The organism is Streptomyces dengpaensis, assembly GCF_002946835.1.
In the GTDB taxonomy this organism is placed as follows: Bacteria; Actinomycetota; Actinomycetes; order Streptomycetales; family Streptomycetaceae; genus Streptomyces; species Streptomyces dengpaensis.
This window is the reverse complement of record NZ_CP026652.1, coordinates 5,683,729-5,696,914: the sequence shown is the minus strand read 5'-3', so window position 1 is coordinate 5,696,914 and position 13,186 is coordinate 5,683,729. Positions and strand designations below refer to the sequence as shown.

The window sequence follows — 13,186 nt, the reverse complement described above, 5'->3', positions numbered from 1 at the left end:
GGTCCTCCTGGGAAGCCGGAAGCGGGCGAGGGAGCAACACGAAGGCCCGGATCGTCAGGCGGAAATGCCGTCGATCCGGGCCATCGCGTCGTCCGCGCCGTACGGCTGCAGATATGGCAGCCAGCGCGGATCCCTATGCCCGGTTCCGATGATGCGCCACGCGAGCCCCGTCGGCGGGGCGGGTTTGTGGCGCAGGCGCCAGCCGATCTCGACCAGGTGACGGTCGGCCTTGACGTGGTTGCAGCGGCGGCACGACGCCACCACGTTGTCCCAGGCGTGCTGACCCCCGCGGCTGCGCGGGATGACGTGGTCGACGCTGGTTGCGACGCCACCGCAGTACATGCACCGGCCGCCATCACGGGCGAAGAGCGCCCGCCTGGTCAGTGGAACGGGCCCCCGGTAAGGGACCCGAACGAACCTTTTCAGCCGGACCACGCTGGGTGCGGGGACAGTAACGGTCGCGCTGTGCATGAAGGCGCCGGATTCCTCGAGACAAATGGCTTTGTTCTCGAGGACGAGCACGAGCGCGCGGCGGAGCGGTACGACGCCGAGCGGCTCGTACGACGCGTTGAGGACCAGGACATGCGGCACGGATGCCTCCTTGGGCGTCGGCGGCGCGTGGCTCGCGCCGGGACGATCTGTAGTCAGTCTCCCCTCATGCCTGGTGGAAGCGCCACCATGTCCCGGTAACGGGCTGGGAGTGTTTTCGACCACACCCTCTTCATCCCCAGCTGGGCACAGCCCCTCCCCCGGACATCGTCACGATCCACAGACGATGCCCCGTTAGTGTGGTAGTTCTGCCCGCCGGTGCCCCTCATGTCCCCTGCCGCGGGCAGACCGCTATGCCTGGAGGTACCTGCCGTGTCCTTGCCCGCCGTCCTACTGGCCGCCGGCCCGTCGCCGTCGCCGTCCCCCTCGACGACGGCTCCGAAGGTGCCCACGCTCAAGGACGCCCAGGAGAGCGCGACCAACGCCGCCGGCTGGGTCGAGCAGAACTGGTCCACGTGGCTCGCCATCGGCCTGCGTGTGCTGCTGATCCTGGTGATCGCGGCGGTACTGAGGGTGGTGGTCCGGCGGGCGATCACCAAGCTGATAGAGCGCATGAACCGTACGGCCCAGGCGGTCGACGGCACGGCGATCGGCGGCCTCCTGGTGAACGTCGAGCGCCGCCGCCAGCGCTCCCAGGCCATCGGCTCGGTGCTCCGCTCGGTGGCGTCGTTCCTGATCATGGGCACGGCCGCCCTGATGGTCCTCGCCACGTTCGAGATCAATCTGGCCCCGCTGCTGGCGTCGGCCGGTGTCGCGGGTGTGGCGATCGGTTTCGGCGCCCGCAACCTGGTCACCGACTTCCTCTCCGGTGTCTTCATGATCCTCGAGGACCAGTACGGCGTCGGCGACTCGATCGACGCGGGCGTCGCCTCCGGCGAGGTCATCGAGGTGGGCCTGCGCGTCACGAAGCTGCGCGGCGACAACGGCGAGATCTGGTACGTCCGCAACGGCGAGGTCAAGCGCATCGGCAACCTCTCCCAGGGCTGGTCCACGGCCGGCGTCGACGTCACGGTCCGCCCCTCGGAGGACCTCAACCGCGTCAAGGCGGTCCTGGCCGAGGTCGGCGAGACGATGAGCAAGGAAGACCCCTGGAACGAGATGCTCTGGGGCCCGATCGAGATCCTCGGCCTGGACAGCGTCCTGCTGGACTCGATGGTCGTCCGCGTCTCGGCGAAGACGATGCCCGGCAAGTCCCTGACGGTGGAGCGCGAACTCCGCTGGCGCATCAAGCGCGCCTTCGACGCCGAGGGCATCCGCCTCGTCGGCGGGCTCCCGGCCCAGTCGGCCGAGGAGACCGCCACCGACCCGACGGCAGGCATGTCGGCCCCGTCGGCCTTCGCGAACACGACGTCCCCCCAGTCGACGGCGGCTTCGCCGCTTGCTCCGCCGAGTACGACGAAGTAGGCGGAAGACGTACGAGGGAGGCGGCGTCCGGGGTTCCGGGTGCCGCCTCTTGGTGTGCGGGGAGGGCGGAAGCGGAGACTTCACCGCAACTGGCCCTGGCCTCAAGCACGTTGCGGAAGTGCTGGCTCAGGACGCCTCAAGGTGGTCCAAGTCGGCCTGGGGCAGCCGCAGGTGAGTGGGTGTCGCGCCGTGTGCGCGACGGAGAGGGCGCTGACGAGTTTCAGCCGGGGGGGGAGAGAGGCGGCCTCGGGACGGAGAACACCTGCCGCTCGGATACGTTTCACGGCGGCGGTCTCGACGACGTCGGGCTTGTCCGTCCACAGCGGGCGGTGCAGACAGATCTGAACGCCCACCCCTCGCCACTCTCAACTTATAGCGCACAGGGGGCCTTGCGGCAAGGCCCCGGTCGTGCTGCAGAATCGCTGGCCGAAAGCCAGAACCTGCAGAAATGGGGGATCCACGAAGTGCGTGTGCTGTTGTCGGCATATGGGTTGTGCGGTGACGTCGAGGCGGTGGTGGGACTCGCGCCGCGGTTGCGGGCACCCGGCGCCGAGGAACGGGTGTGCGTGCCGCCGGACTTCGCGGACGCGACCTCGGACCGGAGCTGCTGACATGAACCCTGTGACCACCAGTGCGTTCGACCTTCCCGACCACCTCTCCCCCAAGGCCGACCCGACGCTGATCGGTGGCGACGAGCAGCACTTCGCGGCCATCGCGGAGAGCCTCGAGCAGGCGATCGCCGAACTGTCCGACCGCCTCGATGCCGTGCGCAGGGCGCCCGGCGGCCTTGGCCGGGAGGCGATGGAACGGGACACGGAGATCCACCGGCTGACCGGTCGTCTGCGCGCACTGCGTCGCTTCGGTTTGGACCTGTGTCTCGGGCACATGGTCAGCGCGGACCACCCCGAGCCCGTGTACGTCGGCCGGCTTGGCCTTACGGACAGCGCGGGCCGTCGGCTGCTGCTCGACTGGCGCTCCCCCGCGGCTGAGCCCTTCTTCGGAGCCACCCACGCCAACTCGATGGGTCTGGCAAGCCGCCGCAGGTATCGCTGGACCCGCGGCCGGATCAGCGACTACTGGGACGAGGTGTTCACCTCGGACGCCTTCGCCGGGCACGCCGCGCTGGACGACCAGTCCGCCTTCATCGCCAGCCTGGGCAGCAACCGGTCGGACCGGATGCGAGACGTGCTCGCCACCATCCAGGCCGACCAGGACGCCATCATCCGCGCGGGATCCCGCGGCGCTCTCGTCGTCGACGGCGGTCCGGGTACGGGCAAGACCGTCGTCGCTCTGCACCGCTCCGCCTACCTCCTCTACTCCGACCCCCGCCTCAGTCACCGTCGGGGCGGCGTGCTGTTCGTCGGCCCGCACCAGCCGTACCTGGCCTACGTCGAAGACGTCCTCCCCAGCCTCGGAGAGGAGGGGGTACAGACCTGCACCCTGCGGGACCTCGTCGCCGAGGGAGCCGGAGCGGCGGTCGAGACCGACTCTGACGTGGCCCTCCTGAAGTCGTCCGCGGACATGGTGAAGGCGATCGAGAAGGCCGTCAGGTTCTACGAGGAGCCGCCCGCCCAGGGGATGACGGTCACGACCTCCTGGTCCGACGTCTGGCTGAGCGCCGACGACTGGGCCGAGGCGTTCGAAGCACCAGGACCAGGTACTCCGCACAACGAAGCGCGCGACCAGATCTGGGAGGAGCTGGTCACGATCCTGCTGGACAAGCACGACGGCGACGTCCCGCCCGACCTGTTCCGCAGGTCGCTGCTGCACGACGAGGAGCTGGTCGGCGCCCTCGACCGCGCATGGCCGCTGCTCGAAGCGGCCGACCTCGTCGGAGACCTGTGGTCAGTACCCGCCTACCTGCGCATGTGCGCCCCCTGGCTCAGTCCCGAGGACGTATGGAAACTGCGGCGCGAGGATGCCCAGGCCTGGACGGTGTCCGACCTGCCGCTCCTGGACGCGGCACGGCAGCGACTCGGCGACCCGGAAACGGCACGGCGGCGGCGTCGGCACGAGGCCATCCTCGCCGCCCAGCGCGAGCACATGGCGCAGGTCGTCGACAACCTGATCGAGGCCGCAGCCAACTCCGGCGCAGACGGTGACGACGGCGAAGGCCTGGTGACGATGCTGCGCGGCCAGGACGCCCAGGTCAGCCTGGTCGACGAGTCCGAACTGCCCCCCGCCGACCCAGACCTGCTCGCCGGCCCGTTCGCGCACATCGTCGTGGACGAGGCCCAGGAACTGACCGACGCGGAGTGGCAGATGCTGCTGCTGCGCTGCCCGTCCCGGAGCTTCACCATTGTCGGGGACCGCGCCCAGGCCAGGCACGGGTTCACGGAGTCGTGGCAGGAACGGCTGGAGCGGATCGGGCTCGACCGGATCGACGTGGCCTCCCTGAGCATCAACTACCGGACGCCGGAAGAGGTCATGACGGAAGCGGAGCCGGTCATCCGAGCCGTGCTCCCGGACGCCAATGTGCCGGCCTCCATCCGCAGCAGCGACATCCCCGTCGTCCACGGATCCGTTGCGGATCTGGACTCGGTCCTCGACGCCTGGCTCGACGCGCATGCCGACGGGATCGCCTGCGTCATCGGCGATCCCACGTTCCGGCCGACGTCCCGCGTCCGGTCGCTGACCCCGGAGCTGTCGAAGGGGCTCGAGTTCGACCTGGTCGTCCTCATCGACCCGGAGAACTTCGGCAACGGCATCGAAGGAGCGGTAGACCGCTATGTCGCGATGACCCGGGCGACCCAGCAACTAGTCATCCTCACAAGCTCCGATTTCAGCCCGTCCGGCGTTTGAGGACGAGCGCGAAGCGCGATAAGCGGGGGTCTGGGTGCGGCAGCCCCCAGGTACGGGACGGGAAGGGGCGGAGGCGAAAGAAGCCTGGCCCGTACCCGCGTAGGCCGGGAACCGAACGCGTTCGGAACGCGTGTTCATGGGCAGGGGGGTGGTGCGGGGAGCTTCGTGCTGCGCTGTGATCCGAACAAGATCCAGGCAAGGCCTGTGCGGATGTCAGTCCCGGCGGCGATACTTGCGGCCGTGCAGCCTTGTGCGTGCTACCCGAGCACGGGCGAAGGTGAGCAAGAGCGAATGACCATGGGGGAGGTCAAGTGACACACCCGCCGAACGGCAGCGCGGCGCCACCGGGGCAGCCCACGCCCGCGCCCACACGTACGCCCACTTTTCCGGGCGTACCGCCGCAGGCCCAACCCACCGCGCCACACGGCCAGTTCACCGCGCCGCAGACCGATCCGGCGACGCCCGAACGGCGTACGGCGTGGGCGGAGGGCGTCGACCGCCTGCGCGCCGCGGCGACGACGGAACCGGGCCGGCTCCGCATCATCGGCGCCGTCCTCGCCCTCCTGGTCGTCGCGTTCGGCGCCGTCACCGCCTGGCAGATGACGGAGCGTTCGGCCGCCGCGGACGACGTGCTGCACAGCAGCCAGCCGCTGAGCGCGAGCGCGGCCGACATCTACCGCTCCCTCGCGGACGCGAACACGGCGGCGTCCAGCGCCTTCCTGGCGGGCGGCCAGGAGACGAAGGTCTCCCGCGACCGGTACGAGAAGGACATCAAGACCGCCGCCGAGAAGCTGATCACCGCCGCCAACAGCTCGGAACCTGGCTCCCCCTCGGCGGAGACCATCTCCAAGCTGAACAGGCTGCTGCCCGAGTACAAGGGCCTGATCGAGCGGGCCCGCGCCAACAACCGGCAGGGCTACCCGCTCGGCGGCGCCTATCTGCGGTACGCGAACGAGAAGATGCAGAAGGAGATGCTCCCGGCGGCCCAGGATCTCTACGAGCGGGAGAACCAGCGGCTGAGCGCCGACTACGCCGACGCGAAGCCCTACCCGTGGGCCGCCATCGGCCTCGGCGTGCTGGCGCTGGGCGGACTGGTATGGGCCCAGCGCCGTAACTACCGGCGCACGAACCGGGTGTTGAACCAGGGCATGGTCGCCGCCAGCGCCGCCTCCGCGGTCGTCCTGCTGTGGCTCGTCGTCGGGCACAGCGTCGCGCGCGCGGGGCTGAACGAGTCGTACGACCACGGCGTCCGCTCGCTGAACGTGCTGCACGACGCCCGGATCGCCTCACTGAACGCGCGGGGCAACGAGAACCTGACGCTGGTCAGCCGAGGCGCCGAGACCAGGACGCTGGCCGACGGCACGACGACTGTCGACGCCTTCGACTACGACTTCCAGCAGGACATGAAGACGCTCACCAAGGGCCTGGCCCTGGCCGCCGACCTCGCCGACGACAAGGTCGGCGAGAACCCCGTGCAGGCCGCCACCGGCAACATGAAGGTCTGGAAGTCCCGCCACAACGAGGCCCGCGCGGCCGACGACGCGGGCGACTACCAGGGCGCTCTGGACAAGGTGATCGGCTCCAGGAGCGACAAGCCGACCGGCGAGTGCTTCGACGGCGTCGACAAGAATCTGGCGCTCGCGCTCACCCACGAGGAGAGCGAGTTCAAGCAGGCGGCGGGCGACGGCCGGGACGCGATGACCGGCCTCCCGCTGGGCGCGGCCGTCCTCGCGGTGCTGGCCGCGTCGGGCGCGTTGCTCGGCATCGGGCGCAGGCTTTCGGAGTACCGGTGAGAGGGGAGCGGCGATGACGGCACGACGCCTGAGGGCGAGCCTGAAGGGCTGGGGCGGCGTGGGCGCGATGGCCGTCGCCTGCGCCCTCGCCGTGGTCTTCGCACTGCTGCTGCCGCTGAGCAACACGGGCGGGGACGGCAGCACGGGAATCGGCGGCAAGGGAGTGGCCCAGGTCACCCAGGCCGCGGACGACACCTGCACGGATCCGCAGGACCAGAGCCTCTCCCCGTCTCGTGACGAGAGCGGCGAGACGATCGCGGCCATCAAGAAGCGCGGCTATCTGCGGGTCGGCGTCGACCAGAACAGCTACCGCTGGGGCTACCGCGATCCGAACAGCACGAGGAAGAGCAGCGACCTGGAGGGCTTCGACATCGATCTCGCGCGCGAGATCGCGAGAGAGATCCTCGGCGACCCGAACGCGGTCCGGTTCCGGGCCATCCCCACCATCCAGCGCATCCCGGCGATCAAGAACGACCGGGTCGACATGGTGGTCCGCTCGATGACGATCAACTGCGCCCGCCTCAAGGACGTCGCCTTCTCCGCGCCGTACTTCCTGACGGGCCAGCAGGTCCTGGCCCCGAAGACCTCGGACATCACGGGGTACGACAAGTCGCTGGCGGAGAAAAGGATCTGCTCGGCGACGGGCTCCACCGCGTACGACAAGCTGAAGGCGGACAAGGACGGCGGCAAGCTCGTCTCCAGCGCCGACATATCCACCACCGTGCCCAATCAGCTCGACTGTCTGGTGCGGCTGCAGCTCGGTGAGGTCGACGCCGTCGTGACCGACGGCGCGCTCGCCGCGAGCCAGGCCGCGCAGGATCCGACGGTGGAGCTCAAGGGCGACCGCTTCACGACCGAGTATTACGGGGTGGCGATGAAGAAGGACGCCGACGATCTGGTACGCCGGGTCAACCAGGTCCTCGTGGACTACCGCAGGAACGGCTGGCGCGCGTCGTACGACAAGTGGCTGTCCCCGACCCTGGGCGCGGACTCCGAGTCGGCGAACCCGCCTGCGGCGAAGTACAAGTAACCGACCCGATACGACTGGAGAGTTACCCGGGCGCACCGGACACGCGCACAGGGAACGACAGAGAGCGAGAGGTGATCGATGGGCGTCACGGGACCCCCCGGGCCGGTGATGGACCGGGACGAGGTGGACCGTGCGCTGGCGCGGCTCGGCGCGGAGCACGAGGCGATCGAGACCTCGCTCCTCGCCCTGCAGGACCACGCGGGCCGCAGACTCCTGGAGGGCGCCGAGCTCACCGGCACGACCAAGGAGCGCTGGACGTCCGCGGAGGCGTCGATCACCCTGCTGTGGGCGTACTTCGACGCGTACACGGACGCGCTGCGCTCCGCGCGCGAGATCCGTTCCCGCAGGCGCTGGTCCAGCCGTGACGATCTGACCGAGCTGACCGAGCTGCTGCGCGGCGAGAGCGTCACGGTCGCGGGCAGCGCCACGGCCACGGCGAACGCGCCGACGCTCGCCGGCAGCGGCAGGCTCAGCGAGCGCTTCTCGCTGACGGCCCTGGTCGAGCGGATGAACGAGCTGTACGCCTCCTCGCTGGACATGGTCGTCGCCGCGGACGCCGTGTGGTCCGCGCTGCCCGCCCGGATCGATTTACTGGCCGCGGAGCTCCAGCGGACCCGCCGGCTCGCACACTCCGTGGGCGTACGCCCCGGCGAGCACCCGGCGGGCGACGACCTGGAGCGGATCACGCGGACGCTGACCACGCTGCGCGAGCGGGTCGTCTCCGACCCGCTCGACTTCTGGGTTCCCGCACAGGGCAGTTCGGCGCCCGGCGGCGGACGCCCGGACACGACGACGTACGACCGTGAGGCGCGCGCCCTGGAGGAGGTGCGCCGGGAGATCGACGCGGTGCTCACGGTCCGGCAGGACGCGGAGGCGCGGCTGGTGAAGCTGCGGGACGTACTCAGCCGCGCGGACCGCACGCTCGCCGAGGCGAGGAGCGCCCGCGGCGAGGTGCTCGCGAAGATCGCCGCGTCGGAGGTGCCGGCGGTCAGCGGTCCGCCGACCGCGCTGCAGGAGCAGCTGGCGACGGCCGCCGAGTACCGCAGACACGCCCAGTGGCATCGTCTCTCCCCGCTCCTGGAGTCCCTGGAGGAGAAGGCGGAGGACGAACTCCTGCGCGCCCGCGAGTCGTTGACCGCGGTCACCGCGCCGCTGGCGGTCCGCGCGGAGCTGCGCGGCCGCCTCGACGCGTACAAGGCGAAGGTCGCCCGGCACGGCCTCGCAGAGGACCCGCTCCTCGTCGAGCGCTACGACGCGGCGCGCCGCATGCTGTGGAGCGCGCCCTGCGATCTGCGCGTCGCGGAGGAGGCGGTGCTGCGCTACCAGCGGGCGGCCGCCGACCTGTTGACCCCGCGCGTGCCCCAGCAGGGCCGCGGGCCGGATGAAGTACACGACCGGAGGGGGCCCAACGCGTGAGCGTTAAAGGTGATGCAGCGTGAGTCAGCAAGCTGCGGGACAGCAGAAGTGCCAGCGGCCCGGTTGCCCGGGGTCGTACGAGGACGTGGGCGGCGGCGAGCTGTACTGCGACACGTGCGGTCTGGCCCCGGTCGTCTCGGCGAACGGCATGGTGGGCTCGCCCCCGACCGGTATCACGGCGGGCGGCAAGGGCTCGCGCGGCTCCAACAGCAGCAGTGCGCACAGCAGTTCGCGGGCCAGTTCGCGTACGTCGTCGCGGTCCTCGCAGTCGCGGCGCTCGGTCTCCGGGCGGCTGTCGCGCTCGCTGCCGGGGTCGTCGACGGGCCGCTCGGTGTCGGTCCGCAGCTCGGGTTCGGCCGCCGGTTCCACCGGACGCGGCCGACTCGGTGCCGGTCTGGTCCAGGTTCCGGACGTGCCGCGGCCCGACCCGCGCGCGATGGTCCTGGAGAACCCGGAGGTGCCCGAGCGCAAGCGGTTCTGCTCGCGCTCCGACTGCGGTGCCCCGGTGGGGCGTTCGCGCGGTGAGAAGGCCGGGCGCACCGAGGGGTTCTGCACCAAGTGCGGTCACCCGTACTCGTTCGTGCCGAAGCTGCACGCGGGGGACATCGTGCACGGCCAGTACGAGGTCGTGGGCTGTCTCGCGCACGGCGGACTCGGCTGGGTCTACCTCGCCGTCGACCGCGCGGTCTCCGACCGCTGGGTGGTCCTCAAGGGCCTCCTCGACACCGGCGACCAGGACGCGATGGCGGCGGCGATCTCCGAGCGGCGCTTCCTCGCCGAGATCGAGCACGCCAACATCGTGCGGATCTACAACTTCGTCGAGCACCTCGACCAGCGGACGGGTTCGCTGGACGGGTACATCGTGATGGAGTACGTCGGCGGAAAGTCGCTGAAGGAGATCGCCAACGGCCGCCGTACGCCGGACGGGAAGCGGGATCCGCTGCCGGTGGAGCAGGCCTGCGCGTACGGCATCGAGGCCCTGGAGGCCCTCGGGCACCTGCACAGCCGCAACCTGCTGTACTGCGACTTCAAGGTCGACAACGCGATCCAGACCGAGGACCAGCTCAAGCTGATCGACATGGGCGCGGTGCGCAGGATGGACGACGACGAGTCGGCCATCTACGGCACGGTCGGCTACCAGGCACCGGAGGTCGCGGACGCCGGCCCGTCGGTCGCGTCCGACCTGTACACGGTCGCCCGTACGCTCGCCGTGCTGACCTTCGACTTCCAGGGCTACACGAACGTCTTCGTGGACTCCCTGCCCGACCCGGACAACATCGAGGTCTTCCGGCAGTACGAGTCCTTCTACCGGCTGCTGGTGCGGGCCACCGACCCCGACCCGGCCCGCCGCTTCGCCTCCGCGCAGGAGATGTCCGAGCAGCTGACCGGCGTCCTGCGCGAGGTCGTCTCCCTCCAGACCGGGCGTGCGCGCCCGGCCCTGTCGACTCTGTTCGGGCCCGAACTCAAGGTCATGGACACGGAGTTGTTCGGGCGTCTTGAGGGGGATGTGTCGCGGCTGGGGGCGCGGGTCATGCCCGTGGGGCGGCGGTCGCGCAGCTCTTCCCTCGCTGGAGGCGCGGGGCACGCCGGGCTTCCGGGCGGCGGAGCCGCTGCTGCGGTGGGCGGCGGAGGCGCCGGTTTTCTGGCCGACGGAGCCGTAAGCGCGGTGGCCGGCGGAGCCGGGAGTGCGGGCGGCGGAGCCATGACCGCGGTGGGCGCCGGTGTCCCCGGTGGCCTGGTCAAGCCCGTTCAGGCCGCCGCCACCGCGCTCGCGCTGCCCATCCCCCGTGTGGACCCCACCGACCCCAACGCCGGGTTCCTCGCGGGGCTCCTGACGTCCGGGCCCGGCGAGCTGATCACGGCGCTGCACGCGGCGCCCACCGGCTCGCTGGAGCTGCGGCTGCGCGAGCTGCGGGCCCGCCTGGAAATGGGCGAACTGGCAAGCGCGAGCAGGGCTGTCGAGGCCCTGGAGACGGACCACCCCGACGACTGGCGGGTGGTCTGGTACCGGGGCGTGGCGGCGCTGGCGACCGGGGAGTACGAGATCGCGGCGCTGTCCTTCGACGCGATCTACGACGCGTTCCCGGGCGAGCCCGCGCCGAAGCTCGCCCTCGGCCTGTGCGCGGAGGTACTCGGGCAGCTGGACAACGCCGCCGAGTACTACCGCCTGGTGTGGACGACCGACCCCAGCTATGTCAGCTCGGCGTTCGGCCTTGCCCGCGTGCAGCTCGCCTCGGGCGACCGCCGTGGCGCCGTACGCACGCTGGAATCCGTACCGGAGGCGTCGATCCACTACACGGCGGCGCGGGTCGCGGCCGTACGGGCGCGGCTGCGGCAGCGGATGGCCCAGGAGGCGGCGGCCGCGCCGTTCCTGGACGATCTCACCGCGGCGGCCGGACAGGTCGAGGCGCTCGACGGGTACGGTCTGGACGCGGTCCGACGCGAGCAGTTGTCGACGGAAGTCCTTGGCTGCGCCCTGGACTGGGTACTCTCCGGTAGCCAGGCTTCCGCTCCGGCCTCCGGCGGCGGACGTGTGCTGCTCGGCAGCGAGCTGGACGAGCGCGGCCTCCGCTTCGGCCTCGAGCGCTCGTACCGGACGCTGGCCCGGCTCGCGCAGGGCGGCGAGGAGAGGATCGACCTGGTGGAACGTGCCAACCGTTACCGCCCCCGGACGTGGGTGTGATTGATGTCCCAGATGCCCCAGCCGACGGCCCTTTCGCGGTGCCCCAGTTGCGAGGAGCCGCTGGAGGCGGGTGACCGTTTCTGCGGTGCGTGCGGCTACGACCTGTCGGCGGTGCCCGCACCGCCGGCGGACAACCCCACGATCACCATGAACGGCAGCTCGCCGCGGCCCCCTTCGTCCGTCGCGCCCGTGGACTGGCCCCTCGCGCCGGAGGCGGACAGCTCCGACACGACCCCGCCGGTGCACCGCGCCACGGACATCCAGGGCCAGGACTCGGCCGGCTCCGAACTCCCGCACCCGGATACGGAATCCGCGGACGCGCGGCCGTCGGGCGGGCAGTCACCGGACGTACACCCGTCAGGCGGCGTACAGCCATCATCGGGTGTGCGGTTCGACCGGCCTTCGGAGCCCGACGAGTACCCGCTGGCTCCCCCGGCCGCCGAGCCGTCCGCGGAGCCCTCGCCTGTCGTCGATCCCCGCACCGCCGACCTCGGCACGCCCCCGAGCACCAAGCTGTGCGTCGCCTGCCGTTCCGGCCATGTCGACCACGACGGCTACTGCGAGAACTGCGGGCACGCGCAGCCGCGCGAGCGCGATCACATGGAGCAGGAGCTGGGCGCGGTCGCCGCGGTCAGCGACCGGGGCCTTCGCCACCACCGCAACGAGGACGCGTTCGCGATCTCCTCGACCGCGCTGCCCGACGGCTCGCCCGCGGTCGTCGCGGTCGTCTGCGACGGCGTCTCCTCGGCGACCCGCCCCGACGAGGCCTCGCTCGCCGCCTCCCACGCCGCCAACGAGAAGCTCCTCGCGGCCCTGCCGCTCGGCACGCACCCGCAGCAGGCCATGCACGAGGCGATCGTCGTGGCCTCGGAGGCCGTCAACGCGCTGGCCGACGCGTCCACCGCGCAGGGTGAGCACGCGCCCCACGTGAACGCGCCGGCCTGCACCCTCGTCGGCGCCGTCGTCACCCCGGCCCTGCTGATCGTCGGCTGGGTCGGCGACAGCCGCGCCTACTGGGTGCCCGTCGACCGGAGTTCTCCGCCGGCCCGGCTCACCGAGGACGACTCGTGGGCCGCGCAGATGGTCGCGGCGGGCCTGATGAACGAGGCGGAGGCGTACGCCGACGAGCGCGCCCACGCCATCACGGGCTGGCTCGGCGCGGACGCGTACGAACTGGAGCCGCACACCGCTTCCTTCAAGCCGGACCGGCCGGGTGTAGTGGTGGTGTGCACGGACGGGCTGTGGAACTACGCGGAGGCGGCCGAGGAGATGGCCGAGGTCGTGCCCCTCGACGCCGCCGACAGGCCTCTGCACAGCGCCCAGGTCCTTGTCGGCCACGCCCTGGACGGCGGGGGCCACGACAACGTAACAGTGGCCGTCGTGCCGTTCCCGGCACCGTCCCAGGGGGCAGGATCGGCCTGAGGCCGTTGAGAACGCAACGGGGACGGCCTCGGACCGGAGGGGACCGGTCCGCATACAGTCATCACCTCCGCCCGTGGGGATGGCCCT

At 71.0% G+C, this 13,186-nt stretch carries 9 protein-coding genes; 8 read left to right on the top strand and 1 reads right to left on the bottom strand.

From position 1 onward, the window contains the following. Nucleotides 1-54: 54 nt before the first annotated feature. Entirely contained in the window at nt 55-591 is a 537-nt protein-coding gene (locus tag C4B68_RS26415; RefSeq protein WP_099499317.1) for an HNH endonuclease, read from the bottom strand. A 270-nt stretch (nt 592-861) separates the two neighbouring features. Here C4B68_RS26415 and C4B68_RS26410 point away from each other — a divergent pair, with 270 nt between their 5' ends. The 8 genes from C4B68_RS26410 (at nt 862) to C4B68_RS26380 (ending at nt 13,099) form a co-directional block, all read left to right on the top strand. After that, nucleotides 862-1,953: a mechanosensitive ion channel family protein gene (locus C4B68_RS26410; RefSeq protein WP_240634478.1), complete on the top strand. Its 1,092-nt coding sequence runs from the start codon at nt 862-864 to the stop codon at nt 1,951-1,953. 470 nt (nt 1,954-2,423) lie between these two features. Further along, on the top strand, nt 2,424-2,564 hold the full coding sequence (locus C4B68_RS42085) for a hypothetical protein (protein WP_167458945.1): 141 nt from the start codon (nt 2,424-2,426) through the stop codon (nt 2,562-2,564). Nucleotide 2,565: 1 nt separating this feature from the next. Next, the gene (helR, locus tag C4B68_RS26405; RefSeq protein WP_099499319.1) at nt 2,566-4,755 is read left to right on the top strand and encodes an RNA polymerase recycling motor ATPase HelR; all 2,190 of its coding nucleotides are present in this window, start codon (nt 2,566-2,568) and stop codon (nt 4,753-4,755) included. A 311-nt stretch (nt 4,756-5,066) separates the two neighbouring features. After that, nucleotides 5,067-6,548 carry a hypothetical protein gene (locus tag C4B68_RS26400; protein ID WP_099499320.1) on the top strand — a complete coding sequence of 494 codons (1,482 nt, stop codon included), beginning with the start codon at nt 5,067-5,069 and terminating at the stop codon, nt 6,546-6,548. A 13-nt stretch (nt 6,549-6,561) separates the two neighbouring features. Further along, complete coding sequence (locus C4B68_RS26395) at nt 6,562-7,578, top strand: glutamate ABC transporter substrate-binding protein (protein ID WP_099499321.1); 1,017 nt, start codon at nt 6,562-6,564, stop codon at nt 7,576-7,578. A 78-nt stretch (nt 7,579-7,656) separates the two neighbouring features. Continuing rightward, entirely contained in the window at nt 7,657-8,994 is a 1,338-nt protein-coding gene (locus C4B68_RS26390; RefSeq protein ID WP_099499322.1) for a hypothetical protein, read from the top strand. A 19-nt stretch (nt 8,995-9,013) separates the two neighbouring features. After that, a complete protein-coding gene (locus C4B68_RS26385; RefSeq protein WP_099499323.1) occupies nt 9,014-11,677 on the top strand; it encodes a serine/threonine-protein kinase in 2,664 nt (887 codons plus the stop codon). Next, nucleotides 11,678-13,099 (top strand): PP2C family protein-serine/threonine phosphatase, encoded by a 1,422-nt coding sequence (locus tag C4B68_RS26380; protein WP_099499324.1) that lies wholly within the window; start codon nt 11,678-11,680, stop codon nt 13,097-13,099. Nucleotides 13,100-13,186 lie beyond the last annotated feature (87 nt).